We start from the raw sequence: 26,893 nt of genomic DNA, 5'->3' as shown, positions 1-26,893 counted from the left end.
AGTGTGCCCAGGTAGTGTAGTGGCCTATCATGACGGCCTGTCACGCCGTCGACACGGATTCGAATTCCGTCCTGGGCGTCATTTTTTCTCTCTTATATGGCAAAGTGCCTCGCCGTCTGCTGAACGGGGAGCCATTTACTCTGTTGTATAAATATTTGGCCTCATTACCCCTCTCTAATCTGTGAGATCGGGCCTTTTCTCAAGGAGAGATAAATAGAAAGTGTTAAGTAGGTGGTTTAAATTTTATTTTAATGAAAAGATATATATCGTAGAATAAACATCTACCTTTATGCACGCTGTGGGGAACTGGTTTGCAGGCGATCTCTTATTCTATGCTCTCGGGAGAGTCATCACCGGGGTGGGAATTTTTCTTTCACTCTGCCTTATCCTTTATATAATTGGTAATCTGATCTGATGAGCACTGGGTGCCCTCCAGGATACGACGCGTCTCCAGCGTCTCCCGGAGGGCCTGATGACTTATTATTTACCCACTGCAACGTATGATCGATGTTCTCAGCATACACCGCGGATGTGAGACCCCCATGACCCCGAACCCTGTGGCATCCGGAGACGACCGTCTGGAGAACCAGATAAAGGAACTCGTATCGATGCTCTCAAGCCCGGAAAAGGGGGTGCGGGAGGATGCGATGCACGGGTTTGTGGCTATAGGAAGACCGGCCGTGCCCGCCTGCATCACCCTCCTGGAGAGCGCTGACTGGAGGGTGCGTTACCGTGCGGCCGAGGCTCTCGGGTTGATCGGCGGGCGTGAAGTGTACGACCCTCTCCTCTCTGCCCTCCATGACAGCAAAGACCACGTCCGTTACATGGCGGCAAAAGGGCTCGGGTTGATCGGCGACTCCCGGGCGGTCGCCAGCCTTGCAGCCCTTCAGCGCGACGAAAACGAGTTCGTGCGGCGGAGTGCCGCCCGCTCTCTCGGTCAGATCGGCGGCGAGGAGGCGGTCAGGGCACTGCGTCAGGCCCTCGAGATCGAGACGGAAGACGGTGTTCGCACGGTCATAATTCAGGCGCTCAGGGATGCCGGGCAATAAGCAGGGTCATCGCGGTTTCGCGACGATGACCGTTGTGTTATCGGTGCTTCCGGCATCCCTCGCAGCATCGATCAACTTCCGGCACGCAACCTCCGGATCGTTTGCCATCACGATCCGCTGGATGACTTCTGCCGGTACGTAGTCATGAAGCCCATCAGAACTGAGCAGCAGGACCGACCCGGGAGATAGTTCCATCTCGTCGAGATCGACCTTTACACCGGCTTCCAGGCCGAGCGCCCTGGCCAGGATGTTCTTTGCCGGGTGATAGATCGCCTCCGCCGGAGATATCATCCCTGCATCCACAAGACTCTGGACGTAGGTATGGTCGTGTGTGTGCCAGACCGAGGATGACGTTATGATATACGTCCTGCTGTCGCCGACCGTCCCGATCCAGCACCTGGCCGACTCCCCTGCAATCGCCACTGAGAGCGTTGTTCCGGCGTTCAGGCCCCGTTCCTGGTTGAAGGCAAAGATCGCGGTGTTGATCCGCCGGAACGCGTGTTTGAGCACCTCCGCAGGATCGATCGCAGAGAGTTCCTCGCTGGCGGTCTCTTTCAGGATCTCGATCGCCATCCTGCTTGCAACATCCCCGCAGGCGTGCCCCCCGAGCCCGTCTGCGATGCCAAAGACGTGATAGCCGTTCAGCAGGCTGGCAAAGCAGGCATCCTCGTTTCGCTCCCTCATGCCGATATCGGTCAGCACCGCATACCGGAGCCAATCCCCTCCCCTCACCTCTGATCAGGAGTCTAGTCTTTCCGCTCAACCTGATAGTCTTTTTGCATCACCTCTTAGAGGATCCCACGATGGAGACCGTTCTCTCGCGCGCACCTGACAGTGCAGGCATACTCCTCCGCAGTGATCGGACGCCGCAGCGCTGCAAATGCCGGGTTTAGCCCGCCCCGCAGCACTCTACCCGCCGGGCGGTACTGGCCCATGATGTTCACGTAGGAGTCACGCGACACCTCCCTGGCGATGAACTCTATCACGATCTCACTGTTTGCAAGGTTTGCCGGGAGCACAAGGTGCCGTATTATCATGCCCCTCAGAGCGATACCGTCCTCGATCACCAGGTCGCCGACCTGCCGGTGCATCTCTTTGAGTGCAGCCTTCATGCTGGCAGTGTAGTTCGGGGCGTGCGAGAGCGCCAGTGCCACATCGTCCCGCCCGTATTTTGCGTCCGGCATGTAGATATCAATGACACCCTCAAGGAGTCGCAGCGTCTCCACAGAGTCGTATCCGCCGCTGTTGTAGACCAGCGGGATCTGCAGATCCATCCCGGCGGCAATGTTTACAGCCATGAGGATCTGGGGGACGACGTGTGTGGGCGTTACCAGGTTGATGTTATGGCACCCCATCTCCTGCAACCGGAGCATGATCCCGGCGAGGTCGTCGCAGGTGATGGCGTAACCGACCCCACCCTGACTGATCTCGAAGTTCTGGCAGTAATCACACCGCATGTTACAGCCTGAAAAGAAGATTGTTCCAGACCCTCTCTGGCCGACAAGCGGGGGTTCTTCCCCAAAATGCGGGTTGTAACTTGCAACAACCGGCAGGAGCCCGTTCCGGCAGAACCCGGTCTCGCCCTCTATACGGTTCACATGGCACTCCCGGGGGCAGAGAACGCAGTCGCGGAGCACCTCATACGCTCTTTCTGCACGCTCTTCCAGTTCGCCGCTCCGGTGGAGGCGCAGGTATCCGGGTGAGTGCCCTGGTTCTGCCATTGTACTCACCTTGTTGCCCCGGGGTGAAGTAATTTTGTTCCGGGCGGGGCTTCACCCGATCATTTTGAAAAGGTTAATCCTGTCAATGAAGAATAACCAGCTTATGCCTGGCGATCGTTCACCTTTGCAGGGAGCCACCATCATCTGGTTCTTCATCCTCGTTTGTATCATGGGGGTGGCAGTCCTCCATGGTGCGGAGATCGCCTCGACCGTGGAGACGTTTGTAACCGGTGCGCCCGCTACGGGGGAAACCGGTCAACCGGTGGTAAACATCACCGACCTTGAGACCGGGCCAAAGACCATCAACCTGCCATATGTCCTCCGCGGTCGGCCCGGTTCGATCCGGTTCGATGCCTACCGGGGCGTCAATGACTATCTGTCCACAAAGTATCCTGTCTCATACCCGGATGAGCTTGACTACTGGCTCCAGTTCATCGATGAGAGCGTTCAGGATCGATACATGAACCGTCTGGTCGACAGCATCCGGGCCGCCGAACCCGACCGCGCCAACCAGGTGCGGGCCGCTATCAGTCTGGTCCAGAAGATCCCCTATATAGACTACGAGTTCGATACGCCGGCCAAGTATCCCTACCACGTCCTCTACCATCAGAACGGAGACTGCGACGAGAAGTCGCTCCTGCTCGCCTACCTCCTGCGCGAACTGGGATACGGTGTGGCACTCTTCGAGTTCGAGGAGGAGGGGCATATGGCCGTCGGCATCAGGGCTCCCGAAGACTGCTGTTACCGCAACACCGGCTACGCGTTCATCGAGACCACGATTGCCTCCATCCCGACCGACGCCCTGGGCGAGTATGGTGAGGAGCGGGTCAGACTGAGGTCAGATCCAAAGGTCTTTGTTATATCAGAAGGAGAAATTTTTGAAGAGATCCGGCGCGAGCATGCTGATGCCATCGAGTGGAACAGGATACGTGACATTGGCGGAGACCTGGATCAATACAACTACGGACGTTATCAGACGCTTGCCCGGATCTACGGAATGGACTACTAGAGCCCGACCGCCCCGGAGGGGAGCAGCCCCCTCCCGGCGGGCCGCAACCAGCGAAAGCGGTGTTTCTGACACCCATGGCGTTCTCATCCTGGTCGGCGTCACCGTCATCCTCGCCGTTCTTGTCCTGCTGATGGTGCTTGCGATGATCCCGTCCTGGTCATGGGCGGAACCGTCTCAACCACCGATCATCATAACAGGGGTCTCTCACACAAGCGCGGCTACCGGTAAAATGACCTACGCGAGCAGGGTGACCATCCTCAACAACGGCAGCACGGTATACGAGAACGATTACCTGAAGGCGGAATTTTACGTGAACGGCCAGAGGGTATCTATCGTCCAGACCCTCAACGGCTACCGTTTCATCCAGTCGCACCATTACGGCGTAAAGACCGTCGGCGGTGAAGGCTGCCGCACCCAGTACTGGAACCCCGGGGAGCGGATAGACATAGACCTCTCTGACGCGACCTTCTACCCCGGTGCCGAGGTTCGTCTGGAGGTCATCGATAAACGCGACGGGAAGGTGATCTCAAAGCATGCGGTGAGGGCCTGAAAGACTCAAAGATGGTGGAGATGCATAGACCGGGGGAAGGGGTGGTTGGCTCCTTACAATCCAGCATCTGAATACATCCTGCTGACACGTCAAGACATTGGCGGGGGGCCGTTCCGCCCCCTCCCCGGATGGTGATTCTTCATAGATACGGTCTCCAGGGAGAGACAACCTCCGGATCGTCTTATTCCACCTCAGGACACGGCCTTCCGGGCCTATCGCCATTCGCTGTCCGCCCGAGGAGGGGAGGGAGCGGGCGGGAGGCGCCGGTCTCCTCAAGTAAAATACCGTTCCCCATACTTTTTCTACCGGGACGTTCTTAGAGAGAGGCATGTTCAGATCGATACTCGTGGCAGTCGATGGCTCGGATATCGGCCAGAAGGCGCTTGAGCAGGGGCTTGCCATCGCCCGCGCCATGGAGATCCCGGTGCACGCCGTGCACGTCATCCAGACCGCTGTCTACCCCGCACTGGTCCTGAGCGATCTCCCTCCCCCTGATATTGCCCAGCAGGCCCTCCTTGACGCCCTGGAGCGGGAGGCCGACGAGATCCTGGCCGACGCGGAGAAGACCGCAGCCGCCGTCGGTGTCCCGATAACCACCCACAAGCAGGTAGGCCACCCGGGAGCGGAGATCATCGCACTTGCGCGGGAGGTCGGTGCCGACCTGATAGTCGTTGGATCACACGGCAAGGGCAGGCTCGGCCGGCTATTCCTGGGGAGCACCGGCTCATACGTTGTCGATCACGCAACCTCAACGGTCATGGTAGTCAGGGGCGGGCCCGGGAGTTCCTGAGGATCGGACGAGACCTCTGGCGATGAGCCGCGCCACACGGACAGGTTCGGGCACCCTCCCCTCGTAGGTGAAGTTGTTGCAGAGCCGTGCGGCATCTTCCTCTGCAATGCCGCAGGAGCGGATGAATAGGGTGTAGCCGGACCGCAGCCCGACCGGCATCCTCTCACCGAGCCTTCGGTATGCAGCGAGTCGTGCATCGTCGCCGGGGAAGTAACGGCGGATATCCTCCTCGAGCCCCTCCGAGTCCTCGTATGTGACGATGATCACAGGGAGACCGGTCGCCTCGTGCACCGTCACCGGGTCGATTATGTTATACCAGGCGATGACGTTTCCACCGATCATCAGGAAGTTGATATCCCGTCGGGAAAGGCGCCTGTAGAGCCGAATAACCGCATCGGTGGCGTCCATGCCTCCGACGGTCACCCGGGCAAAACCAACGCCGTCGATCCGGAGATCCTTACGCATGACCACACCGGCAAGCGTGGAGTATTCGCGGCCGGTGTAACTCTCCGCGATCCCGAGAGCGCGGAGCCCCGGTTTGGCTATGTGCATACGAAGTGCTTATTGTTGCCGACCGGGATATAGTACATTCGATGAGCATCGAGCGCGGTGAGGTCTGCGTCCTCATCCCGACGCTGAACGAGGCCCCGACGATCGGTGACCTGGTCAGAGGGTTCAGGGAGCGCGGTTATGAGCATATCCTTGTAATTGATGGAAACAGCACCGACGGGACACCCGAGATAGCACGCGAAGCGGGAGCGGTTGTGCGGACGCAGACGGGGAAGGGTAAGGGCAACGCCATAATGGAGGCTCTGGAGATTATAGATAAACCCTACGTGCTGATGCTCGACGGCGACGGCACCTACTCGCCGGATGATGCGGAGAGGGTGCTCGAACCTCTCGGGCGGGGGTTTGACCACGTCATCGGAGACCGCCTGGCCTGTCCGGAGAAAGGGGCGTTCACGAGGTTGAACCACCTTGGTAACCAGATCCTCAACCTGGTCTTCAGGATCGCCCACGGCAAGGATCTACACGATATCCTCTCGGGCTACCGCGCTTTTACACTCCGCTCGATCCGGCAGATGAACCTTAAAGAGGCAGGATTTGAGATCGAGACGGAGATGGCGGTTGAGGCGGTTAGAATGGGGCAGCGAGTAGCGGTCGTCCCCGTTCGCTACCGCGCAAGGCCGGGGACTGTCACCAAGTTAAACCCGCTCCAGGACGGGATCCGGATCTTCTCGACCATATACCGTCTTGCGAAGATGAACAACCCGATCTTTTACTTCGGGATCATCGGGCTCTTTATATCGATCATAGGCGGGATCATCGGCGTCTACGTGGTTCTCGAGTGGTTCAAGAACATCGAGCACCTGCCGCTCACAATCCTTACCGTCCTGCTGATCATGATGGGATTCCAGATGTTCATGTTCGGGGTTATAAGCGACATGCTGCTCGGGTTTCATCGCGAGACGATACGCCAGATCGAGCAGTTACGCAACCCCCCGAAGCCTCCCCGATAGGATGAGGATCCGGCAGGCATACTCGGCGATTGAGGTGTAGATATACGCTTCATCCAGCGTTTTTCCGGCGGCAAACGTGCCGTGCCCCCGGACCATGACGATATTCCCGCGAAAGAGCGCTTCGGCAACGTTTTTTGCGATCTCGTCAGTTCCAGGCTCCCCGGTCACAACCGGGATCTCCGGGCAGAGCAGTCTCCCCTCGCTGTCGGCGGGCCGGATGACCTCGAGATCGAGCGATGCAGCGACGGCGTGGACGGGGTGCGCGTGGACGATTGCACGGTGCGGGGTCGCCCTATATACCGCCCGGTGGACGCGGTACTCGCTCGAGGCCTCCGGAGGGGCATTGCCTTCATAGGGCACGAAGACGGGCATCTCACCTGAATCGAGGTACGCGCCGGTCCTGGTGATGCGAAACCCTGCCTCCCCCTCTGCCCGAACGCTCATATTCCCGAAATTTGCACCGACCAGTCCCTCTGAAAAGAGGCGGTCTCCAATCCGTTTAAACTCCTGATCCAGCATCTCCTGGCCACTCCAGCGTTAATTGTTCTCTTCGTGCCGGGATATCTGCATGCCGTTTGAGGCTGGTCCCGGCGGGAGAATAAAGGGGGGGCGGTGTTGAGAGGGGGTGCCCGCCCCACAGTGCCAGCTATACGCGGCTTTCAGGCGGCCAGGGTATCACGGGATCCAGGTTATCACCGGTTCACGTCGTGCCGGTTTCGGCGGGAGGGTGGCGGGATACCCGAAGACCAGCGGTGCCACTATGCGGTAGTCGCCTGGAACCTTTAACTCTGCAAGGAGGTCCGGGTTCTTCTCGACTATTGTCGCAGAACCGATCCAGCAACTCCCGATTCCAAGCGCCCAGGCGGCGAGCATCATGTTCTCTGCACAGAGTGCGCAGTCTATGATACCTGATTGTGCCTCCTTTGCGCTGAGAACAAGAACCAGCACGGGGGCGTTGTGGAAGAGGTTGAACTCAGGACTCCTGAGCACTGCCAGAAACTCCTCTGAACCCGGGCCGCCCGCGCTGCTGACTATCTCTGCCAGGATCGGTCTGCAATAGTCTGAGACCCGCTGCATCAGGTCGCGGTCTTTCACAACCACAAACCGCCAGGGCTGAAGCCCCATCGCGGTGGGGGCCTCAATGCCCGCAGCGATGATACTCTGCAATACATCACCCGGAACGTCCCGGTCGGCGTAGTTGCGAATGCTCCGACGATCCCGGATCACGGAGAAGACCGTGGACTCTCTATCTGTCTGCATGGTACACCGGTAACCGCCGACGGTATTTATACCCTGCACCCTGTCCTGATACTTCCGCTCACGATCGCGATACCGTCACCGGCGATCTGCGTCTCAACGGTGGCGCCCGGCCGTCCCGTGCACCCGTGTCATGGCCTCCCGGATGACAGCAAGCGTCCCGGGCAGAAGCGAGCCTTTCTTACCGGCGACGTCCCCCGCCCGGATGGTTACAGGATGTGCGGCCAGGACGTAGCTCTCCGTAAAGAGGTCGAGTCCACCAATGGCAAAGTCGTTAAGCGAGATCGGGATCGAGATACCATCGCTGGACGGGCCGCTCGAGACCGGGCAGACCAGCAACCGTCCCCTCTCTCCCCCTGTTATGACCACCACCGGGCGTACCTTCCGCTCACCGCCGTCTCCGATGCGCACGGAGGCCAAAACGACATCGCCGCTGGCGTAGCGCCCCATGTGATTTATCTCTGGCAGCAGAAACGATAAATGGGTTGATCCGGGCAGGCGACACCGAACCCGCGAAGATGGCGCCCTGCCCCCCGCCTGATCAGGTACCGGAAATACGTTCGCGGTCACGCATTTTGGTCTGGTCCTTCGTCTTCTCCCTCACCCTCTCTATCAGGGGATACCCATCATCGGGGTTGCCGGACGCCGGTCCCTTCCTGTTACCGGGCTTGATGAGAGAGACGGCACCCCTGCCAACGACCGTGACGTAACCATCCCCGGTCACCGCGCTGCCGTTAATGGTCAGGTTGCCATCGCCCGCCAGGGGCGCAACGTCCGCCTGCCGATACTTCAGGATGAACGTGCCGCCATCCTTCATAGAGTAGTTGACCTTTGTGGGGGTTGCGTTTCCGATTGTAAATGTCGATGGATCCGCCATCGTCACGTTTGTGTCGCCGGTTTCGGCAAACCCGAGCCACTCAGAGACGCCGACAAAGATTGTCATGAGACCTCTGCTCTTCTGGTTCAGGACTCCCGGGGCCACCTTCACCCCCGCTGTCTGCGGGTTCACTGTCACGTTCAGGGAATCGGTGGCCACGATGCCGGTAACGTTGTTCTCAACCGTCACAGTGACCGTGTAGATACCTGCAACCGGGTACCTGTGGGTTGCATGGATGGTTGCGTTCTTCTCGTCGCCTGCCACAATCTCTACAGGGCTTCTCACTGTGCCCCAGTCGATGAAGGCTGAGAGGTTCAGCAGATCGATACCGTCCGTGTCGCTGCAGGTCGCAATAACGGTTACCGGTTCGCCGGCAAGCACGCTACGGTCTTCACCTGCATCGACCACCAGCGCGGCCTGCACCGCAGGGGCCAGCAGGGTAACAGCGATCAGCAGCATGCTGATCTGAGTGGCAGTAATCTTCTTCATGGATACTTCACCTCGACCTGATACTCTCCTTCATCCCCTATTTGAGCGCATTGAGCTCCCTGGTTAGTTCAGTAAACTGGATGGTGGCATGGTCATTACGGGATCTCCTACCGGTCTCTGTAAAGACCCTATCGGCCACACCCCAGAATCACGGGGGGCCGGGTATCATGGGTCACGGTGGCGGTCGATGATCTGGAGAGGGACCACCATCGTCAGCGTTTCAGACACCGGTCATTTGTTCAAGAGGATTCGAAGGTGGCGATCTTGTTTATGGCCCCCTCAAGATTTCACCATTCAGCCACCTTTCGAGTCTTCGTCTTCGCGTTAACGCCAGGTGTGATGGTCGCCCCTTCCAGAAGTACAATCACAACAGCGGTATTTTTACAATTATCCAGAAATAATAGCATGATTCTCGTAAATAAGCTGTTCAAACATACTTTGCAGGGCCCTACCCTCATCTACCCGGGCATTGCGGCAGGTAGTCTGCTCCCGGAGCACCACGGTTCGGCGACTCCACATAAAGCGAAGGTTCGCTTTCTCCACCCCGGGGGCGAGGGGCAGAAACAGGATCCCGGTGATGGAGTTGTGTTGATACCAGCAGAGATACCTGCAGAGCAGTGTATCCATGGAGAATCGCCCCTGTCTCATCGTGTCACACAGACACTTTCTTCCCTGGATGGAGAACACCGCCACCTCCCGCCCCTTCAAGGGGCGGGCAGTGATCGGCGATAAACCGGATGGCCGTGCAAGGTAGGTTCCACCCTGGTGCTGGAGATGCACTCCCGGACACGGTATCGATGGAGAACCACCCCCGTGGGGTAGGGCTGACGGGGAGGGGACGGAACGCCCCTTCCCCTCTCTTGACGTGTTACCTGGAACAGTATTCGCTGACCACCCCCACACCACCCGGCAAGGGTCTTATCCAGAGTCTTCCCCGTGTTTCTGGCAATTGCCCGCCAGCAACGCAGATGATACACATTTTTCATCCTTCCACCGCAGAACTTTCAGCATGTACAGGATTGTCATTCTCATCCTCGCCTTTATCCTCCTCTCCAGCGGATGTATTGCCACAGATAAACCTCCGATGGAAGCTGGAGTCAGCCTGATCGCGCCGTCGGACCCGGTATCCATATTTGACGGTCAGGCAACATATACCGGGATCATCGGCGAGGAGACCCCGCAGATTCAGACAAACTACAGCATGGGCCTTGTCGTCATCGCACCGGGCAACGCGACACCGCCGCACCGCCTTATCAATGCGACAGAACTCGTTTACGTGCTCGATGGTGAGGCTAAGATTTGCTGTGAGAACGAGACATTAGAAGTCCGCGAGGGAGAGACCATCCTCCTGCCGGAAGGAATGCTGCAGTCGATAGCACAGGCGGGGGAGACAGATCTCCGTTACATCACCGTGATCCAGCCACCCTTTACGCCTGCAGTCGAGATCCTGGGTGACGCGCCCGGGGCGATCGACGGGGTAACAGACCGTGCGCTGCTCGTCGTCGCCGACCCGCGAGAGGGGACGGAGTGGAGCCTCGAAACAGGAGTGGCGGTCCACACCCTGATCAATCCGGTGTTGATGAACATGACCGAAACACCGATCGACTACAGCATCGCCTACGTTGAACTGCTCCCCGGCGGGTATCTTAGATATGACGGGATTCTCGGCTCTTCCGACCTCCTCTACGTGATCGATGGTGAGATCGAGGTTTCAACACCACTTGGAGAGACGATACGCGTTTCTCCCGGGAGCGCCGCACACATCCGACCAGACCAGGTAAAAGAGACCAGGAACACCGCAGACTCGACAACACGAATCCTCTCTCTCATCGACCCTGCATGGACGCCGGAGAAGACCTCCCTCTTTGAGTAGATCCTCTCCTTTTTTGCCAGATATTCGTCTTCCGAGGCCCTACTATAAAGGATTGTCCACACCCGGCCGACCTATCCGGAGAGCGTTTGCGATGACCACAAGCGAGAGCCCCATGTCCCCGACCGCCACCGCCACCCAGAGAGAGACCAGGCCGAGTATGGCAAGCGCGGCTATCCCGAGTTTAACGACAACCGCCGATGTGACGTTCTGCCGGACGACCGAGACCGTCTTCTCCGAGAGAGATACAAGGTAGGCAACACGGGAGACCTCATCTTCCATCACGACGATATCCGCGGCTTCTATCGCAACATCCGAGCCCATCGCCCCCATCGCCACACCCACATTTGCCCGGGCAAGTGCGGGGGCGTCGTTCACACCATCGCCGACCATAACCACGATACCGTAGCGCTCCATCAACCGCTCGACCATCGTCACCTTCTCCTCCGGGAGGAGACCGGCATAACACTCATCGATCCCGATGCGCCGGGCCACCGCCTCGCCGACACGCTCGTTATCCCCGGTGAGCATCACCGTCCGGATCCCACGCGCCCTGAGAGCGGCAACCGTCGCCTGCGCGTCTTCCTTGATGACATCCGAGAGCGCTATAAGCCCGATAACCCCTGACACAGTCCCGACGAGAACGACTGTCTTTCCGTCAGCCTCCAGCCGTTCATAGACCGACCGCCACTCTACGGTATCCTCACCGGCAGATGGTGCAGAGTTTCCAACCGTGTAGACCCTGCCACCGATCCTTCCCTGAACGCCCTTTCCCGCAGTCGAGACGAACTCATCGACTTCATGGAGAACGAGACCCTCCTTTTCGGCACGCCGGAGGATCGCCTCCGCGATCGGGTGTCCGGATCGCGACTCAAGTGAAGCAGCGATGGAAAGCACCTCCTCCGCCGGAACGCCGAACCCCACAACGTCCTCCACCTCAAACCTCCCGGTTGTGAGCGTCCCGGTCTTGTCAAAGACTATCACCCTTGCGCGCCCAACCGCTTCCAGGGCGTCACGACCCTTGATCAGCACGCCGTTGTGCGCCGCGGTCGTGATCCCGGAGACCATCGAGACCGGGGTGGATATGGCAAGCGCACACGGGCAGGCGATGACGAGCAGGACGAGCGCCCTGTAGAACGCGTCAAGGAACGGCACGCCAAGAGCAACCGGAGGAACGATCGTCAGGACGACGGCGATGAAGATCACGGCCGGCGTGTAGTATCGGGAGAACCGCTCGATGAACGTTTCTGTGGGGGAGGGATGGGCCTGGGCCTCCTCGACCAGCGCCGCAACCCGGGCTATCGTGCTCTCCTTCACCGGTTTCGTCACCCGGACCTCAAGGTAGCCCTCGATGCACTGCGTCCCGGCGTAGACCGCGTCTCCTGCACCCTTTGCCACCGGAACGCTCTCACCGGTGATCGCAGCCTGATCGACCGACGACCCGCCGGCAACGACGACCCCATCGAGCGGGATGGCGTCCCCCGGTCTCACGATCACGATCTCCCCGACACCAACCTCTTCAACACCGACCGTCACCTCAGCACCGTCACGCCTGACCCGGGCCGTCTGTGGTGCCAGTTGCAGGAGCGAGGCTATCGAGCGTTCAGCCCTCCCCGCGGCGTACTCCTCCAGGAACTCAGCGATGGCATAGAGGTAGAGCACGGTCGCCCCTTCGGCGGGATTCCCTATCAAAAATGCGCCCGCTGCAGCGATGGAGATGAGCACCGCGATGCTGAACCGGAACTCGATAAGAGAGATGATCGCAGTCTTCAGGACATCGCGCCCGGATACGACCGCTGCAACGAGCAGCAGCAGGGCTCCAGCGAGCGTCCAGGTGGTGGTATAGACAGCAATTATCCCGAAGAGCAGCAGAAGACCCGAGACGATAAAGACCGCGATCTCCCGGCGGTCGACGACCGGGCCGTGGATCACGCAGACCCCTTCACGACACATGCTACAGGACGTTGATACTTCACGTTCACGTGCCGTCGCGGCCACCCCCGCCACGCCTCCCTCTCGCGCTGAACCGCTGCATGATAACCTTATCTTCTGTATCGCAGCCATAAAATATGATTTGAGGGCTACACCACAGGTCGTCGGGGATTGAGAGATCTCTAACCGGTCTGTTTTTCACCGACCACCACCAAACCCTCCCGGCATGGTAGACAACCCGGAGATCACCAGATCAGCGCTCAGGATGGCGCGCGAACGCGGGGCGGACGTGGCCGGTGCTCTCCCGGCCGCAACCCTCCTTGACTGCCCCTCGGCGGTCGCGGAGGGATGGCGGGGAGCACGGGACGAACGGGGGACCTACATCGTCCTTGGCCTCTACCACGACCCCGATAAACCCGAACTTGACCTCTGGGAACCCGGTCGAGGGACGCCCGGGGACCGGATCCTGGCGGGGATCGGGAGAGACCTCGTCCACTGGTTGCGGGAGAACCACGACATCAGCGCACGTCTCATCCCCTACCAGATCGAGGATGGCGGGATCTACCTCAAGGACGCGGCCTGCCTTGCCGGGATCGGGCGGATGGGCAGGAACAACCTTGTCCTTCTCCCCCGTTACGGCCCCCGGGTGCGGTTCCGGGCGGTGTGGGCCGACCTGGACTGCCCGGAACCGGACCGTCCCGAGAGGGAGGATCCCTGCAGAGACTGCCCGGGCTACTGCATCGCCGCCTGCCCCATGGACGCTTACGCCTCCGGCCGGTATGACCGGGAACGGTGCATGGCACGGATGAACGCCGACAAAGCCTCAGGGGGGAAGCGGATCGACCACTGCCGGGCCTGCGAACTCGCCTGCAGGGAATGACTATGCAGCGGCAGGCCCTGCCGCCAGTTCCTCGAGTTTTGCCTTCACCTCGTCGACGTGTCCATCCACCTTCACGTTCCGCCAGACTGCGGCGATCTTTCCATCGGGATCGATGATGAAGGTACTCCGGTCGACACCCTCATACTCCCTGCCGCAACGCTTCTTCCTGACCCAGGCACCGTATGCCCCGATCACCTCGTGGTCGGGGTCGGAGAGGAGATGAACGGAGAGGTTGTTCTTCTCGGCAAACCGCTTGTGGCTGCGGGGCGGGTCAGGGCTGATGCCGATAACCCTGGCGTTCAGGCGTTCAAACTCCTCCATCTCCTCCGAGAACGACCTGGCTTCCAGGGTGCAGGCCGATGTGTTGTCCTTCGGGTAGAAGTAGACCACCAGATAGGCACCCCGCATATCCCGGAGAGATACAGGCCGGCCGTCTGCATCCGGGAGGGTAAACTCGGGCGCCGGCATGCCGGGTGAGAGTTCTGTCATAGAAGTGAGAGATACCCTTCGAGGATATAAGAATAACCCTGAACATACGCCCGGTTTCCAGCGGCAGGGTCATCGGATCTCCCGCCCTATAGCCTCAAATACCTCCTCCTCGTCCACCACAACCTCCACCCAGCGGTCGGCGTCGACAAAGTAGAGGAATGGCGTGACCGGAGCTCCGAGGATCATTTCGGCTGCGTGCCGGTAGATTGTCATCTGGACGGCGTGGTCCCGGGGGTCACCCGGCCGTCCTGTCTTGTAGTCGATGAGCAACCACGTCCCGTCCTGCCGCTTTACCAGACGGTCGATCACGCCGTGGACGGTAACGTTCCCGAACCGGACCAGAAACGGCACCTCGCGCCGGTCAAAGACCGCATCCTGCATGAGGGGAGAGGCAAGGAACCGGTCGTAGAGTTCCTGAAACTCCGAAGCCCGGGCGCCATCCATCCCGTAGCGCCGCAGCACAGCGGCGGGGTCACACCCAAAAAAGACCTCATGGACGACCAGACCGCGGATCCGCGCCTCCTCTCCCGGAACCATCCGGTCGTGGAGACGCGCCTCGATCTCGCTCACGGAGTAGACGCGCTCCTCGTCACCGGCCAGAAGGTCGGGCGCCGGAACCCCGGGGGGCTCCTCCGGTAAGATCGGCAGGCAGACGGGAGCGGTATCCGGTATATTCACCGGGATATCTGCCGGGTCAAGGGTGATCGGGATCCGCAGTCTCCCCAGGATCGCCTCGCCCCGCTCGTAGACCTCATCGGATAGTCCAAGGGATGTGGCAAGCCAGTCCATCCGCGTCCTGCCCTTCGCAAGGCTCTCGGGGGCGGCGGTCGGCCTCTCCCCGCTGAGGACGAGGTGGCTGGCCGCCCTCGTCAGGGCAACGTAGAAGAGACGTTTGCGTTCTGCCTCCTCCTTCTGCCGGTGTTCCTCGTTGAGTAGCCGGAGGATCGGTGTATCCTCGCGCTCGTGATCGTTTGCCGGGTTCGGGATCGAGACGCCGAGCAGCAACCCCTCGCCCTGCATGATCTTTGCTCTTGTTGCGCGCGGCGTCTCCGCAAGGTCGGGGACCACGACGACCGGGAACTCAAGCCCCTTTGCAGCGTGCACGGTCATGATCGAGACCGCGTCTGCTGACGCAGGGTCAAGAGGGGCGTCGCCTTCTCGCCCGGCGTCGTCGATGGAGCGTCCCAGGTCGTCAACGAACTCTCCGAGCAGTGGGGATCCTGCGTCCCTCGCGATCGCGATAAGTTTCTCGACGTTTGCTACGGCCTGTTCGCCCCTGGCCATCCCGCCAAAGACTGCAAAGACCCCGGACTCCTCAACCACCCTTCGCAGCAGGAGGGCAGGATGGAGTCTCCGGGAGAGCGAGAGCCAGCACCGCAGGGTTGCCGCTGCGCTGACCGCATCCGCGCCCTCGTCCGCCTGCAACCTTTCCCAGAGCGAGTCGCCAGACAGTCTGGCGATACAAAAGAGCCTTGCATCCGAGAACCCGAAGTAGGGCGAACGCAGCAGACCGTAGAGCGCTGCATTGTCCAGGTGGTTATCCAGAAAACGGAGGATGTTGTAGAGGTCGTATACCTCCTGGCGCTCGTAGAACCCGAGTCCCGCGTGGACGCGGTATGGAACGGCGTAGCGGGCGAGCGCCCACTCGTAGAAGGCGAGGTTGGTCCGGCGCTCAAGAAGGATGGCGATATCCCCGTAACCCGCAGCCCTGACCTCACCCCTGCTGCTGACCTCTTTTTCCCCTGACTCGACCATGTGGCGGATCTTTCGCGCCACCATATCGGCCTCGGCCCGCCGTCCAGCCGCCCGGTCGCCGGACTCGGGGCTGAGAAGGAGTTCAACCGACCCGCCCCCGTCACTTCGACCCGGTCGCAGCGGTTCGTAGAGGAACTCCCAGGGTCGGCCGGCCTCCGCCATCAGGGCGCCGAAGATAGCGTTTGTGAACTCGAGAATCTCGGGGGTGCTCCGAAAGTTGGTATCGAGTGCAACCGTCTCCCCGCCAAGTTCACGCTCGATAAACCCGCGGGTATTCGTAAACTGGGTCACATCGGCCTCCCGGAAGAGGTATATGGACTGTTTCGGGTCGCCGACGATGAATAGGTGTGCACGTTCGGCCAGGAGCGCACGGATGATCTCGTTCTGGATGGGGTCGGTGTCCTGGAACTCATCGACAAGGATGAACCTGAACCGGTCACGGAAATGCGAGGATAGGATCTCCGGCCGGTCAGAAAAAAGCCGGTGGGTGCGGTTGACCAGGTCGTCAAAGTCGAGGGCGTTAATTCTCCGTTTCTCCGCCTCGACCGCCTCCAGGAAGGCCGAAAAGACCCTGCCCAGGTCATGGAGAAACTCAAGCGTCGCCAGCGTGAACGGCTCTTTCGGGTCGAGTGTGAGGGATTGGGCGTCCGCGTAATCGCTGATAGCGTCATCGAGAGAGGCGTAGGCCGCCCGGAGGCGTTCGAGGTCGTCTCCCGCCCAGTTCTTCTTCTGGCCCATATTCCTCCTGAAACGCTGGCCCCTGTGAAGGGCGGCGACCCCGGCAGCGTCCACCCCGCCCGCCAGCAGGGGTTCGATCGCCCGCAGGTAGGTCTCCGCCGGGTCACGCTCACCCCGATAACGGCCGGCAAGATCCCTGAGCGTCTCGATCGCGTCCCCCGCCCGGAAAAGGAACCCCTCGACCGCCGCTCTCCGATGCCGTTCCAGGGCCGTCTGCCAGGCCTCGATAATATCGTCCTCGCTCCTCTCGAGCGCGGCGAAGAACGCCTCTGCGGCGATGCGGCGTGAATAGAGACTCTCGATATACTCCTTGAGACCGTATCTCCCGACGGCCCGGAGCGCCCCGATCACCGCTTCCCGGCACCCCGGCGGCGGGTTGCCGTGGACGAGACCGTCGATCACCTCATCCCGCAACCGGAATGCCTGCCGTTCGTCAAGGACGGTAAATGACGGGGCCACACCGGCCTCGATGGGAAACTCACGCAGGACCGAGGCGCAGAAAGAGTGGAAGGTCGAGATCTTTGCCCACATGAACTCATCCCGGACGGCGTCCCAGCGTTCGCCCTCTTTCTCCGCGATGGCCTGACGGACGCGGACCTTCATCTCACCGGCCGCCTTCTCGGTGAAGGTCAGAGCCAGTATCTCGCTGAAGTTCACCCCCGTCTCGATCAGGCTGATGTACTTCTGCACGAGGACGTGCGTCTTCCCGGTGCCGGCCCCGGCGGTGACGCACCTGCTCTTGCTGTGGTCAAGCGCGGCACGCGCCTGGCGTTCAGTCAGCCCCATCGGGTGTAACCTCCTTCCCGGCGACGAGAAGTCGTAGCGGGTTGAACCGGCAGACCGTCCGGAAACCGCAGTAACCGGGGCATGAACCGGTATCGGAGCGGGGCGGGAACCGACCGGCGCGTATGCCGGCCAGGTGGCGTTCCGTCCAGGAGAGGGCGGTCTCCACCACTTCCCGGACTTCATCGAGACTGTTTCGCCGGGAACCGGAGAAACAGTCCTCAAGCCCGGCAGCCCGGAAGACCGGTCTGTTCCTGACCTCGCCGCGTCTGATAACATAGTAGGTGCCCGCGACCCCCTCCATCCCGGTGAGTTTCTCGACCGCCAGGAGGTACAGGGGCAGCTGGAGGGCTTTCCCGGCAGCGATATCCGAAAGACGGGGATGATATGACCCGGTCTTGTAATCGGTGATAATAAACCGTCCCCCTGGCAGCACGTCGACACGGTCAACCCTGCCCCGTAACCGGATGGTTCCATCTCCAATCGGGATCTCGACCGGGCCAGGTGCCCCGGGCAGCCCGAACGAGACCTCAAACGCCCGCGGGAGAAGACCTGATGCGGCAATCTCCATCTCGTGCTGGAGGAACCGCTCGAGCAGCCCTCTCCCTGCCGACGGCGATCCCAGGAGGTGTTCCTTCTCCGCGGCCCAGGCGGGGGTATCGAGCAAAAACCCGTCCACCTCATCGCTCGCGATCTCGAGGATCCGGCGGAGGGCCTCCGGGTAGCAGGTCTCGTCGATCGGAGGGTTGCCTTCGGACGTCCAGTCGGAGTAGAAACGGTAGACGATCCGGTGGATCAGGCTCCCGCGTTCCTGAGCGGTCAGGTCAGGATCGGCCTCCGGCAGGGGTTCAAACCCGAGGACTCGCTCCATGTAGAACCTGAAAGGACAGTCGGCGTATGTCTCAAGCGCTGTCGGGGAGATGACCACGCCGTCGCCGAAACGTTCGGAAAGCACCGCGAGTATCGCAGGGTCCTCCTCGAGAACTCCGTCGTAGGGGGAGTCGTAACCGCCATACCGGTGATAGTTCTCGATGTTGAGTCTACGAATTGTCTCGCGTGCGGAGAGACCCGGCGGCACCCGGGAGGGGACGTCCCCCCGTGCGAGGGTGGCACCCGCCCGCCGGGCCGTGGCAAGCCTGGAGTCCGGAAACTCTCCGTCGCCCCAGATCTCCGGGTGGAAACCCTCCAGGACGGCATCGATGAAGACGGAGCGGACCAGCGGCGCTGCGTCCTCGGCCGCGGGCCAGCTGAGGTAGACGCGCCGGCGTGCGGAGAGGAGAGCCGCGATGAACTGGTAACGCTCCTCCCTGAGGATATCCTCTCCCGTCCGCGTCCCGAGACGCCTGGTCTCCGCGTCGGTGGAAAACGGGAGCCTGGTGGTCAGGCGCGGCATCACCCCTTCGACCAGGTCACCGATGAAGAGGTAGGGGATCTCGAGGTGCGCAATCTCGCGAACGCCGACTACCTGAACGAGACCCAAATTGGGGCGCCTGTAGACCCGCGTCCCGGCGGCAAGGTGCCGGAGCAGGGATGAGAACTCTGCAAGCGGTATCTCCTCGTCCGGAAAGAGTCGGGCAAGACGGTCGAGCGCTGTCAGGATCTTCCAGAACTCTTCTCGATCCCGGGCCTCGCCCTCGAGCAGCCCGGGATCACCCTCCACCGGCATGATCGGTGCTCCCCACCGTTCGAGGAGCGAGCGGTAGGCAGTAAGGTGCTCTGAGAGCGTCTTTCTCCCCTCAAGCGTTGCAACTTCGGCGATCAGTTCCCTGACGATCTCCCGTGCAGCATCGATGGCGGCGATCTTCGCCTCGAGCCCGGGGCGTAGAGGTTCAGGCGTATCGGGTGCCGCCAGTTCATCGTCCAGGGCGCGCCTGAGCGCGTCAAGCCGGTCGTCCCAGGGCCCAGATCTGATCCGGGCCTCACGGGAGATGAGATCGAGCATGCAGCCGTCGAGATCCGGGAGATACGGCGAGGTCGCAAGGGCAACTATCTCCTGCCGCCGGTATCCCCGGAGCGGAACCGAAACCAGATCGAGCAGCGTCCGGATAAGAGGTGATGCCGTGAGCGGCCGACCGCCCGGGGCGGAATAGGGTATCCCGAAGTCAGGGAAGACCTCCTCAACAGAGGGGAGCGCCGATGCGAAGTCGGGGAAGGCTACAGCGATCTCATCTGGACGCACGCCGTCGGCGAGAAGGTTTCGGATCTCCTGCGCGATCGCCCGGACCTCGTCAGGCCGGTCGCGCCGCTCTGCAACGTAAATATACCCGAGAGCCTCCAGGGGTTCGTGACGGGCGAAGAGAGCGGTGAGACTCAGGCGGCGGGGGTCATGTTCCGACCCGCCGTCGATGCGAAGACCGGGGCGGAGCCACTCGCCGTCGTCGGCAAAGACTGCGGGGTCTGCACCGGATGGGAGCGAGTAATGAAACTCTTCTGCGGTCTCCCGGAGAGCGAGGAGAAGGTCGCGCTCAAGCGGCATCGGTTCGAAGAGGCCGTATACGTAGACCGCAGGGGGCCCGCCGGTCTCGGCGATGAGGTCTGAAGCCCTTGCGATGAGCGTGCTCTCGTCGACCAGGTCGTGGTCGTCCAGGAACCGGAGGTATGCTTCGAAGAGGGCGGCGATCTCGGCGGTTTTACCGCCTGCAAGGTCACCGAGGGCGGCCGGATAGTCTACTTTGCGCATGATGAAGACCTCAAAGAGGGTCGCGAGTTCTTCGACGGCACCGGTAGCGGCAAGGAGCGGGTACCTGCCGGAGGCAAGCAACCGGGCAAGGATGAGGCGGGTATCCGAAGCCGAGATCAGCGTCTCCCCTCCTGCATGATCGAGAACTACTCTTCTTGCGAACCTGGGGAGGGTGGTTATGCTCTCTGTCAGCACCGGCAGAGCCTCCGCCATGGCAGGGCGGCGGTAGACCTCCCGGACAATCCTGGAGGTCGGAAGGATGAGGACGGTGCCGAACGGGTCTCTGGCGGCGGATCGCCGGAACTCTGCTATGAACGCATCGAGCCCTTCACCGGGCAGGTTACGGTAGAGGACGGCGGGTGACATGTGGGCGAACTCTCTCTTTGAGGGTTATCCGGGATACAGATGGATGAGTGTTGTCATTTGGATCGGCCAGAGACCGCAACCGTCTTCCGCATGGATTACCCGAACTCTTAACCATGGAGAGGATCGAGCGATACCGCGGTTGCCTGCTCGGCCTGGCCGTCGGTGACGCCCCCGGTCTGCCGGTCGGGTCACGCCAGCCCCGGGGATGGTCGGCGGGGGGCCGCACAACCTCAAACCCGGCGAGTGGACGGACGATACCTCACTCGCGCTCTGTCGTGCCGAGAATCTGATCGAGAGGCGCGGGTTTGACCCGATCGATCAGCTGGAACGATACACCCCCTGCTATCTTGAGGGGCGTCTATCAAGCGCGGGAGACTTTTTTCCATAGGGACGGGAACCCGGGGGGCGATCGAGCGGTTCATGAGCACGCGGGAACCGTTCCCGGGTCTGACCGATGAAGAGTCCGCGGGCAATGGTTCGCTGGTGAGGGTCTGCCCGGTGCCGATCTTCTACGCTGCCGACCCGGTCAATGCGATCGAGGTCGCCGGTGAGAGTTCGAGGGCCGCCCACGCGCTGCCGGTGGTCCGTCGATGCCTGCCGCTACTTCGGCGGTCTTATCCCCGGTCGCGGGCTACCGGGAGGAGCACCCGCCTGTCCCCGCGTTCGATGAGGTTGCAAGGGGGTCGTTCTACTACGGAACCGCCGGCAACCCGGGGACGGGGTGTTACGTTGCGGCCTCGCTTGAGGCAGCGCTCCGGGCGTTTTCCAGGAGCAGCACCTTTGAGGAGGGTTGTCTGATGGCGGTGAACCCGGGGGAGGATGCCGATACCACGGGAGCCATCTACGGCGTCTCCGCGATACCGGCAGACTGGCTCTCGTGCCTTGCAAAACGTGACCTCATCGAGTTTTATCACGCATCCGAACTGAGTTTCAGCCCCACGATCCCGGCAACGATCAGGAGGAGGCAGAGGAGGCGGAGAGCGCTCCGCGACTCGTCAAAGAGCACCAGCCCCGCGATGACCGTTCCCACCGCACCGATACCCGTCCAGACGGCGTAGGCTGTCCCGAGAGGAAGTCCGGTGAGCGATCGCGAGAGAAGGTAGAGGCTGCCACCCATCAGGATGAGGGTTACCACCGACGGCCCGAGTCTCGTGAAACCCTCGGTGTACTTCAACCCGATCGCCCATCCGGCCTCCAGGACCCCGGCAAAGAAGAGGGTTACCCAGACTCCGTTCTGCATGATACCTCAGGTCTCTGACCGGAAGAACGATATATCTTGCCCGGAAGGGTAGCACGCCAGGTTATACGGGAGAGTGGCAGAGAGCATAAGCGGTCGGGCAGGGCAGGACGGGTCGATAGCGCCCATGGAGGGGGGCCGTGTATGGGGTGGGTTTCAGCCTGATGCGGGAGATGCACGCCAGGACACTGTGCCTATGGAGAACCACCCTCGTGGGGGAGGGGGACGGGACATCCCCCCGCAACCCGGCCGCTACCGCGGCCTCCTCACGCCCCCCCGGGGGCGGGCAGTGATCGGCGATAGCAGGGAAGGCCTTGCACGGGGAGATACCTTTCCGGGAGACTGTATCGATGAAGCATCGACACTCCCGCGTCCCTTCGAACACCACAGGGAGGGGCGTCCACGGGAGAGAACAGGAGATGGTCGGGAAAAGATGGTTCACTGCTCGATCTTCTTTATGTGCTCGATGGCGCTCTCCGCCACTTTCTCCCGGCCCTGGAGTTCCGCGACGTCCCGTATTGCCTCGAGCATGTGGACAGAGTCTTCAAGGAAACTCAGGATGTCGGCCGGGTAGAGATCGATCCCGTATTCCTCGAGGAGGTGGGCGCTGATCTGGCGGTGGTCAAGTCCCATCTCCCGCAGTTCGATGATCGTCAGGGTAAACTTGCGCTCCGGACAGCCACAGTATGGAGCGTTCTTGCATTTGCAGTCCAGGAAGTCGCGAAAGATTGCAAGGAGGTTCTCCTGCATACGCCGGTCAAGGTTCTCAAAGTTTACGCCACGCCCAACCGCTTCGAGGAACCCGCCCGAGAAGACGTGGTCCTGGAGGCGGAACCCTGCTGCCCGCTCAAGTTTCCGTGCCGCCCTAAACCGGGCCTTATCTGCGATCAAGCCGCTTCTCCAGGCTCCTCGTCAAACTTTGCAAGCGATTTCATGGCGTTACTCATCGTCTCGATCTCAACGAGCCAGTCGTCAAAGAGGCTCAGGTTCTCTGCGTCTTCCTTGATGTACTTCGAACAACAGGTGGCACCGTCGATCACGGTGGCCCCGATGTTGGCCGCAATCTCGAGCGCCTCATCGAGGTTTGTATCGCCGATGGCCCGGCCTTTCTTCACAAGTGTCTTGATATCAGTATTAAACCCGCCCTCGAGATACTTCCGGCATGCTGTGAAGAGCACGATCAGGCTCAACTGGAGCGATCCAATGAGATCCTCGAGTCTCCCCTCCGGTAGCCCGGTCATGACGAGCAACTCCACGTCGTTGAGTTTTTCTATGGCCTCCTCTTTTGTTAACCGGCCGTTCTGGTAGAGGCGGATGATCTTTAAGACCGAGAGTGTGATATCCTCGGCAAAACTGTATAGGATCTGCTCCCCTTCCGAGACCTCTTCGCCTTCTGCGGGTTCAAAACTTGCTTCCTCAAGTCTCCCGATCCAGTTGTCCCACCGCTCCTGGTTATAAAAAATATAGAAGAGCTTCATCGGTTCTGCTTCTTTAGCAGCCGTTTTCGTCGCCGATTTTTTTGCCATATCAGTACCTTCGGAGTGCCTCTGTTAAAAACCATTTGCTTGTACTGCAGGAAGCAGGGGAAGATCAGGTCACCGATCTGAACTACAAAACTCGCCACCATTGCCGGGCAATATGCGCGGCGGGCCTCAAATCACACCCTATTGAAAGATCGTTTGTAGACCGGTCTCACCTCCCGGCGCTCAATAAGGGGCGGCAAGTGTGTGGTAACGGAGGTCGGAAAACCGCGTCTGGTTCCAGGATAAGAATTCTGCGGGTCTGAGCGCGAACCGACGAAGGAACACGTTCCCGGACTCTCGCGGGGTGGGGCTGAGGCGAAGAGGGCAGAACGCCTCCCCCTGTCTCAACGTCTAAGCCTGATACTCCTTTTCTCGTAGCGGCGAGCGACTCATCAAACCGGGGCAGAGCCAGAAAGGTAATGGTTTGATGGCCTCAGAGAATTTGCCAGATTCGCGAAGATTCATCAGGGACGACCGAGCACATGATAGGGTGATGAAGGGCGGTTCGGGATCGGATCCAGTCCCGCGCTTGATGAGAGGGGCCGAACCGGTGGAAGCGGTGATGGTCAGGTACGGCGAGGTCTTTCTCAAGAGCGAGCGGGTGAAACGACGGTTTGTCTCGACCATGGCGGAGAACATCGCCCTGGCGCTGGAGGCCCAGGGGCTCGCCCACCGCATCGAGACCCCGCGGGGACGGATCATTATCTACGGTGACGACCCGGCCCGGATCGCCGCAGCGGCCGCCAGGGTCTTTGGGGTGGTTAGCGCAAGCGTCTGCACCGTGACGAAGCCCGAGATCGGGGTGATAACGGCAGCGGCCCTCGAACGCGCAGAGCGACGCCTCCGTCCCGGGATGTCGTTTGCTGTTCGGGCCCGGCGGTCTGGTGTCCCCGGCTTCTCCAGCCAGGAACTTGCGGCAGCGGTCGGATCGGCCATCCTCGAACGGGTGGACGGTGCCAGGGTTGACCTGACACGACCCGATTACGAGGTCCATGTCGAGGCAAAGGAGTTCGGCGGTCTGGTTTACGATGATAAGATACCCGGGCCCGGCGGACTCCCTTACGGCACCCAGGGAGAGGTTGTCAGCCTCCTCTCGGCGGGGATAGACTCGCCGGTTGCTTCATGGCTGATGATGCGCCGGGGGTGCCGTATGCTCCACCTCAACATGCATGGCGGTCGGTTCGGCGGGGTCGACGTGGAGCGAAACGTCCTCGAGAACCACGCTCGCCTCTCCTCCTGGGTGCCGGGCCACGCCCTCGACCTCCTTGTCGTGGACATGGAACCGTTCTTTGAGGTCATCACCGCCTTAAAAGAGCCACGTTACCGTTGCGTCCTCTGTAAACGGTTTATGCTCCGTGTGGCAGGCATCCTTGCAGGGGAACAGGGGGCACACGCCATCGTCACCGGCGATAACCTGGGTCAGGTGGCTTCCCAGACACTCGCGAACATGGCGGTGATCTCCGCCGCAACGACACTCCCGCTGCTCCGACCGCTGATCGGGTTTGACAAGGAAGAGGTTGTCGGGCGCGCCCGCAGCATCGGGACGTTCGAGGCTCATCCCGGAGACGTCGGCTGTGCGGTCGCCCCCCGCTACCCCTCGACGGCAGCGCCTGCTGAGACGATCGCACGGATCGAGGAGGAGATCGATGCCCCGGGGCTGGCGAGAAGGGCGGCGGCGAGTGTGTGGCGGTACCGGGCGAAGAATGGGGTGCTCGAGGAGGTTGGGTGAGAGGTGGTTGCAACTCCATCATGAAAGACCGTTTCTGAAGTTTTGCGCCGCCACACCCCGCGTCGCGATACCCCCTCGAGATCCGTGCAATCAGCATAAATGATCAGGGGATGCGTGAGAGCCCCCGGGGTCCAGGTGTTTGACAGAACACCGCCCCGATCCACACGCCCCCGCTCAAAAGAGAGGTCCGAGGATCCCTCAGAGACAATTCAACCCGTTATCCCGCGCAATCTCGACAAACGCCTCCGAGAGATGCCGGATCTGGTTTTCGGTCAGCCCAAAGGTGTTGAACTTCCAGACCCGGGTTGAACCCGGGATGACACCGATAACACCCCTCTTCTTGAGGTCGTTCGAGAGGAAATAGCCCTTCTTCTTGTGCTGCTGCGCAACGCGGTCAAAAGACTCACGTGTATCGACCCGGGTCAGGGTGTGCCTTCTCGGGTACTCTGAGAGCACCTTCGTCCCCTCGATGGAGAGAAGGGCGTCAACGACCGCCTGAGAATGCGCAACCTCCGTCTCCCAGCCTTTCACCCGTTCCTGGACGTGAGGGAACGAGGCCATCATACCGACGACGGTAACGCCCATCAGGGTGCAGCCCATCATCTCGACCTCCTTTATCCCGAACGTCCTCCCGGTCAGATCCCCCCTTGCCTCCGTCGTCCGGAAGACCTTCCCGGCGTATTCTTCCACTGTCGCAAGAACCCCCGATGGTGCCGGGGCGGCCATGCTCTTGTGCCCCGAACCCACCAGGAAGTCGGCGCCAAGCGCTTTTCCGTCGACGGGCATGATCCCCACCGTGTAGGCGCCGTTGACCAGCACCGGGATGTCATACTGGTGGGCGACCTTTATGATCCCGGCAACGTCGTGGACGTTCCCGTACTGGTAATCGACATGGTCGAGGAAGAGGAGCGGCGGCGTCCTTGAGAACTCCCGGATCACCGCCTCTATCCTCTCCGCCGCAGCGTCGGCGGTGATCCGGTTTGATCCATCCTTCGGGATCTCGCGCGGGACCCCCCCCGCCTCCTCGATCGCCAGGTACTCCGTATAGTGGGCAAGCGAGGTCAGGATCACCGGGTCGCCCCTCTCCACGAGACTGCTCGCGACCGCCTGGAACCCCCGGCGCGCTCCGGGGACCACCCGCGCGGTATCCATATTCAGCCACCGGGCAAGGTCGGCGTGGAACTGAGCGATCGGAGGTTTCTGGATATAATCGAGCCTGAACGGTTTCCGGCAGTTGTCACAGACCGAGTAGCCGTCGGCATATGCTATCACCGCCTTCATGGCGTCCGCGGTTAGCCGTCCCCCTGCCTGGATGGGGTCGATGTTGATGTACATCTCCTCCACATCGCGGACCTCGATATCGGAGGCGCACTTCACCCGACCAGCTCCTCTTCAAGGATTGTAACCTGCCGTCTCACCTTTTCCAGGATTGTTGCGGCACGTTCTCGCTCTCCCTCGTCCAGTTCATGATCGGGAGCGGTCTCCCGGAGAAGGAACCGGATATCGGAGAGAAGGAAGAGTGCCTGAAAAACTGCATCAACGGCCCTTTTTGACATAATATCACCATACAGATATCAGTGAGGGTATATTAGATTGCGCGTATTATGGCCTTTGAACACTTTCACGCCGCGCAGATCAGGCATTTATAC

26 protein-coding genes, 1 tRNA gene and 2 pseudogenes are annotated in these 26,893 nt (G+C 60.8%); 13 read left to right on the top strand and 16 right to left on the bottom strand.

Annotated features, from left to right (window positions below):
• Positions 1-5: 5 nt before the first annotated feature.
• Together QMC91_RS03495 and QMC91_RS03490 are read left to right on the top strand one after the other, a co-directional pair.
• Positions 6-78: transfer RNA gene (locus tag QMC91_RS03495), tRNA-Asp, on the top strand.
• Between the two features lie 464 nt (positions 79-542).
• Positions 543-1,049, top strand: coding sequence for a HEAT repeat domain-containing protein (locus tag QMC91_RS03490; protein ID WP_300235406.1), 507 nt, complete (start codon positions 543-545; stop codon positions 1,047-1,049).
• Positions 1,050-1,055: 6 nt separating this feature from the next.
• On the opposite strand, the gene QMC91_RS03485 is transcribed toward QMC91_RS03490, so the two are convergent.
• Positions 1,056-1,781, bottom strand: coding sequence for a protein phosphatase 2C domain-containing protein (locus tag QMC91_RS03485; protein ID WP_300235403.1), 726 nt, complete (start codon positions 1,779-1,781; stop codon positions 1,056-1,058).
• 56 nt (positions 1,782-1,837) lie between these two features.
• Positions 1,838-2,770: a radical SAM protein gene (locus tag QMC91_RS03480; protein ID WP_300235400.1), complete on the bottom strand. Its 933-nt coding sequence runs from the start codon at positions 2,768-2,770 to the stop codon at positions 1,838-1,840.
• Between the two features lie 103 nt (positions 2,771-2,873).
• Here QMC91_RS03480 and QMC91_RS03475 point away from each other — a divergent pair, with 103 nt between their 5' ends.
• From QMC91_RS03475 to QMC91_RS03465, 3 genes are all read left to right on the top strand, one after another.
• A complete protein-coding gene (locus QMC91_RS03475) occupies positions 2,874-3,779 on the top strand; it encodes a hypothetical protein (protein ID WP_300235397.1) in 906 nt (301 codons plus the stop codon).
• Positions 3,751-4,329 carry a type IV pilin gene (locus QMC91_RS03470; protein WP_300235394.1) on the top strand — a complete coding sequence of 193 codons (579 nt, stop codon included), beginning with the start codon at positions 3,751-3,753 and terminating at the stop codon, positions 4,327-4,329. Before QMC91_RS03475 ends, QMC91_RS03470 begins: the two co-directional genes overlap by 29 nt.
• Before the next feature lie 328 nt (positions 4,330-4,657).
• Positions 4,658-5,119, top strand: a complete 462-nt coding sequence (locus QMC91_RS03465; RefSeq protein WP_300235392.1) for a universal stress protein — start codon at positions 4,658-4,660, stop codon at positions 5,117-5,119.
• Here QMC91_RS03465 and QMC91_RS03460 read toward each other — a convergent pair.
• A complete protein-coding gene (locus QMC91_RS03460) occupies positions 5,078-5,671 on the bottom strand; it encodes a DUF99 family protein (protein ID WP_300235389.1) in 594 nt (197 codons plus the stop codon). The two genes, QMC91_RS03465 and QMC91_RS03460, sit on opposite strands and share 42 nt — an antisense overlap.
• Positions 5,672-5,712: 41 nt before the next feature.
• On the opposite strand from QMC91_RS03460, the gene aglJ reads away from it, so the two are divergent.
• The gene (gene aglJ, locus QMC91_RS03455) at positions 5,713-6,639 is read left to right on the top strand and encodes an S-layer glycoprotein N-glycosyltransferase AglJ (protein WP_300235385.1); all 927 of its coding nucleotides are present in this window, start codon (positions 5,713-5,715) and stop codon (positions 6,637-6,639) included.
• On the opposite strand, the gene QMC91_RS03450 is transcribed toward aglJ, so the two are convergent.
• The 4 genes from QMC91_RS03450 to QMC91_RS03435 all read right to left on the bottom strand — a co-directional run bounded on the left by QMC91_RS03450 (position 6,610) and on the right by QMC91_RS03435 (position 9,262).
• Positions 6,610-7,158: an aldolase gene (locus QMC91_RS03450; RefSeq protein WP_300235381.1), complete on the bottom strand. Its 549-nt coding sequence runs from the start codon at positions 7,156-7,158 to the stop codon at positions 6,610-6,612. The genes aglJ and QMC91_RS03450 overlap by 30 nt on opposite strands.
• 156 nt (positions 7,159-7,314) lie before the next feature.
• Positions 7,315-7,899 carry a nitroreductase family protein gene (locus QMC91_RS03445; RefSeq protein ID WP_300235378.1) on the bottom strand — a complete coding sequence of 195 codons (585 nt, stop codon included), beginning with the start codon at positions 7,897-7,899 and terminating at the stop codon, positions 7,315-7,317.
• Positions 7,900-7,992: 93 nt separating this feature from the next.
• On the bottom strand, positions 7,993-8,346 hold the full coding sequence (locus QMC91_RS03440) for a type II toxin-antitoxin system PemK/MazF family toxin (RefSeq protein ID WP_300235375.1): 354 nt from the start codon (positions 8,344-8,346) through the stop codon (positions 7,993-7,995).
• A 91-nt stretch (positions 8,347-8,437) separates the two neighbouring features.
• A complete protein-coding gene (locus QMC91_RS03435) occupies positions 8,438-9,262 on the bottom strand; it encodes a hypothetical protein (RefSeq protein WP_300235372.1) in 825 nt (274 codons plus the stop codon).
• A 1,009-nt stretch (positions 9,263-10,271) separates the two neighbouring features.
• Here QMC91_RS03435 and QMC91_RS03430 point away from each other — a divergent pair.
• The gene (locus tag QMC91_RS03430; RefSeq protein WP_300235369.1) at positions 10,272-11,135 is read left to right on the top strand and encodes a cupin domain-containing protein; all 864 of its coding nucleotides are present in this window, start codon (positions 10,272-10,274) and stop codon (positions 11,133-11,135) included.
• 42 nt (positions 11,136-11,177) lie between these two features.
• On the opposite strand, the gene QMC91_RS03425 is transcribed toward QMC91_RS03430, so the two are convergent.
• Positions 11,178-13,139 carry a cation-translocating P-type ATPase gene (locus QMC91_RS03425; RefSeq protein ID WP_300235367.1) on the bottom strand — a complete coding sequence of 654 codons (1,962 nt, stop codon included), beginning with the start codon at positions 13,137-13,139 and terminating at the stop codon, positions 11,178-11,180.
• Between the two features lie 151 nt (positions 13,140-13,290).
• Between QMC91_RS03425 and QMC91_RS03420 the strand changes: the two genes are divergently transcribed.
• A complete protein-coding gene (locus tag QMC91_RS03420; RefSeq protein WP_300235364.1) occupies positions 13,291-13,944 on the top strand; it encodes a hypothetical protein in 654 nt (217 codons plus the stop codon).
• Here QMC91_RS03420 and bcp read toward each other — a convergent pair whose 3' ends face one another.
• The 3 genes from bcp to QMC91_RS03405 form a co-directional block, all read right to left on the bottom strand.
• Entirely contained in the window at positions 13,945-14,433 is a 489-nt protein-coding gene (bcp, locus tag QMC91_RS03415) for a thioredoxin-dependent thiol peroxidase (RefSeq protein WP_300235361.1), read from the bottom strand.
• Between the two features lie 69 nt (positions 14,434-14,502).
• Complete coding sequence (locus QMC91_RS03410; protein WP_300235358.1) at positions 14,503-17,712, bottom strand: exodeoxyribonuclease V subunit beta; 3,210 nt, start codon at positions 17,710-17,712, stop codon at positions 14,503-14,505.
• Positions 17,699-20,755: a PD-(D/E)XK nuclease family protein gene (locus QMC91_RS03405; protein ID WP_300235356.1), complete on the bottom strand. Its 3,057-nt coding sequence runs from the start codon at positions 20,753-20,755 to the stop codon at positions 17,699-17,701. Before QMC91_RS03405 ends, QMC91_RS03410 begins: the two co-directional genes overlap by 14 nt.
• A gap of 113 nt (positions 20,756-20,868) precedes the next feature.
• Between QMC91_RS03405 and QMC91_RS03400 the strand changes: the two genes are divergently transcribed.
• The 4 genes and pseudogenes from QMC91_RS03400 to QMC91_RS03385 all read left to right on the top strand — a co-directional run.
• Positions 20,869-21,045 (top strand): hypothetical protein, encoded by a 177-nt coding sequence (locus QMC91_RS03400; RefSeq protein WP_300235527.1) that lies wholly within the window; start codon positions 20,869-20,871, stop codon positions 21,043-21,045.
• A complete protein-coding gene (locus tag QMC91_RS03395; RefSeq protein ID WP_300235353.1) occupies positions 20,961-21,143 on the top strand; it encodes an ADP-ribosylglycohydrolase family protein in 183 nt (60 codons plus the stop codon). Before QMC91_RS03400 ends, QMC91_RS03395 begins: the two co-directional genes overlap by 85 nt.
• Before the next feature lie 32 nt (positions 21,144-21,175).
• A pseudogene (locus QMC91_RS03390) lies at positions 21,176-21,274 on the top strand (ADP-ribosylglycohydrolase family protein); the annotation flags it as partial.
• A 71-nt stretch (positions 21,275-21,345) separates the two neighbouring features.
• Positions 21,346-21,543: pseudogene (locus QMC91_RS03385) on the top strand (ADP-ribosylglycohydrolase family protein); the annotation flags it as partial.
• A 122-nt stretch (positions 21,544-21,665) separates the two neighbouring features.
• Here QMC91_RS03385 and sugE read toward each other — a convergent pair.
• The 3 genes from sugE to QMC91_RS03370 all read right to left on the bottom strand — a co-directional run bounded on the left by sugE (position 21,666) and on the right by QMC91_RS03370 (position 23,518).
• Entirely contained in the window at positions 21,666-21,995 is a 330-nt protein-coding gene (gene sugE, locus QMC91_RS03380) for a quaternary ammonium compound efflux SMR transporter SugE (RefSeq protein WP_300235350.1), read from the bottom strand.
• A gap of 435 nt (positions 21,996-22,430) precedes the next feature.
• On the bottom strand, positions 22,431-22,883 hold the full coding sequence (locus QMC91_RS03375) for a DUF5814 domain-containing protein (protein ID WP_300235347.1): 453 nt from the start codon (positions 22,881-22,883) through the stop codon (positions 22,431-22,433).
• The gene (locus tag QMC91_RS03370; protein WP_300235343.1) at positions 22,880-23,518 is read right to left on the bottom strand and encodes a DUF2150 family protein; all 639 of its coding nucleotides are present in this window, start codon (positions 23,516-23,518) and stop codon (positions 22,880-22,882) included. Before QMC91_RS03370 ends, QMC91_RS03375 begins: the two co-directional genes overlap by 4 nt.
• 529 nt (positions 23,519-24,047) lie before the next feature.
• Here QMC91_RS03370 and thiI point away from each other — a divergent pair.
• Positions 24,048-25,244, top strand: a complete 1,197-nt coding sequence (gene thiI / locus QMC91_RS03365) for a tRNA uracil 4-sulfurtransferase ThiI (RefSeq protein ID WP_300235341.1) — start codon at positions 24,048-24,050, stop codon at positions 25,242-25,244.
• A gap of 198 nt (positions 25,245-25,442) precedes the next feature.
• On the opposite strand, the gene pscS is transcribed toward thiI, so the two are convergent.
• Entirely contained in the window at positions 25,443-26,621 is a 1,179-nt protein-coding gene (gene pscS / locus QMC91_RS03360) for an O-phospho-L-seryl-tRNA:Cys-tRNA synthase (RefSeq protein ID WP_300235338.1), read from the bottom strand.
• A complete protein-coding gene (locus QMC91_RS03355) occupies positions 26,618-26,800 on the bottom strand; it encodes a hypothetical protein (RefSeq protein WP_300235336.1) in 183 nt (60 codons plus the stop codon). The genes pscS and QMC91_RS03355 overlap by 4 nt, the downstream gene beginning before the upstream one ends.
• Between the last annotated feature and the right edge of the window lie 93 nt (positions 26,801-26,893).

It is taken from the genome of Methanoculleus sp. (assembly GCF_030019085.1).
Classification (GTDB): Archaea; Halobacteriota; Methanomicrobia; order Methanomicrobiales; family Methanoculleaceae; genus Methanoculleus.
This window is presented reverse-complemented; position numbering and strand designations above follow the sequence as displayed.

What these genes read in the sequence shown, in the direction of transcription:
- QMC91_RS03490 (WP_300235406.1), top strand. Translation starts at nt 543, where the DNA reads ATGACCCCGAACCCTGTGGCATCCGGAGACGACCGTCTGGAGAACCAG.
- QMC91_RS03480 (WP_300235400.1), bottom strand. Translation starts at nt 2,770, where the DNA reads ATGGCAGAACCAGGGCACTCACCCGGATACCTGCGCCTCCACCGGAGC.
- QMC91_RS03475 (WP_300235397.1), top strand. Translation starts at nt 2,874, where the DNA reads ATGCCTGGCGATCGTTCACCTTTGCAGGGAGCCACCATCATCTGGTTC.
- QMC91_RS03465 (WP_300235392.1), top strand. Translation starts at nt 4,658, where the DNA reads ATGTTCAGATCGATACTCGTGGCAGTCGATGGCTCGGATATCGGCCAG.
- QMC91_RS03460 (WP_300235389.1), bottom strand. Translation starts at nt 5,671, where the DNA reads ATGCACATAGCCAAACCGGGGCTCCGCGCTCTCGGGATCGCGGAGAGT.
- aglJ (WP_300235385.1), top strand. Translation starts at nt 5,713, where the DNA reads ATGAGCATCGAGCGCGGTGAGGTCTGCGTCCTCATCCCGACGCTGAAC.
- QMC91_RS03450 (WP_300235381.1), bottom strand. Translation starts at nt 7,158, where the DNA reads ATGCTGGATCAGGAGTTTAAACGGATTGGAGACCGCCTCTTTTCAGAG.
- QMC91_RS03445 (WP_300235378.1), bottom strand. Translation starts at nt 7,899, where the DNA reads ATGCAGACAGATAGAGAGTCCACGGTCTTCTCCGTGATCCGGGATCGT.
- QMC91_RS03440 (WP_300235375.1), bottom strand. Translation starts at nt 8,346, where the DNA reads ATGGGGCGCTACGCCAGCGGCGATGTCGTTTTGGCCTCCGTGCGCATC.
- QMC91_RS03435 (WP_300235372.1), bottom strand. Translation starts at nt 9,262, where the DNA reads ATGAAGAAGATTACTGCCACTCAGATCAGCATGCTGCTGATCGCTGTT.
- QMC91_RS03430 (WP_300235369.1), top strand. Translation starts at nt 10,272, where the DNA reads ATGTACAGGATTGTCATTCTCATCCTCGCCTTTATCCTCCTCTCCAGC.
- QMC91_RS03420 (WP_300235364.1), top strand. Translation starts at nt 13,291, where the DNA reads ATGGTAGACAACCCGGAGATCACCAGATCAGCGCTCAGGATGGCGCGC.
- bcp (WP_300235361.1), bottom strand. Translation starts at nt 14,433, where the DNA reads ATGACAGAACTCTCACCCGGCATGCCGGCGCCCGAGTTTACCCTCCCG.
- QMC91_RS03410 (WP_300235358.1), bottom strand. Translation starts at nt 17,712, where the DNA reads ATGGGGCTGACTGAACGCCAGGCGCGTGCCGCGCTTGACCACAGCAAG.
- QMC91_RS03405 (WP_300235356.1), bottom strand. Translation starts at nt 20,755, where the DNA reads ATGTCACCCGCCGTCCTCTACCGTAACCTGCCCGGTGAAGGGCTCGAT.
- QMC91_RS03400 (WP_300235527.1), top strand. Translation starts at nt 20,869, where the DNA reads ATGGAGAGGATCGAGCGATACCGCGGTTGCCTGCTCGGCCTGGCCGTC.
- QMC91_RS03395 (WP_300235353.1), top strand. Translation starts at nt 20,961, where the DNA reads ATGGTCGGCGGGGGGCCGCACAACCTCAAACCCGGCGAGTGGACGGAC.
- sugE (WP_300235350.1), bottom strand. Translation starts at nt 21,995, where the DNA reads ATGCAGAACGGAGTCTGGGTAACCCTCTTCTTTGCCGGGGTCCTGGAG.
- QMC91_RS03370 (WP_300235343.1), bottom strand. Translation starts at nt 23,518, where the DNA reads ATGGCAAAAAAATCGGCGACGAAAACGGCTGCTAAAGAAGCAGAACCG.
- thiI (WP_300235341.1), top strand. Translation starts at nt 24,048, where the DNA reads ATGAGAGGGGCCGAACCGGTGGAAGCGGTGATGGTCAGGTACGGCGAG.
- QMC91_RS03355 (WP_300235336.1), bottom strand. Translation starts at nt 26,800, where the DNA reads ATGTCAAAAAGGGCCGTTGATGCAGTTTTTCAGGCACTCTTCCTTCTC.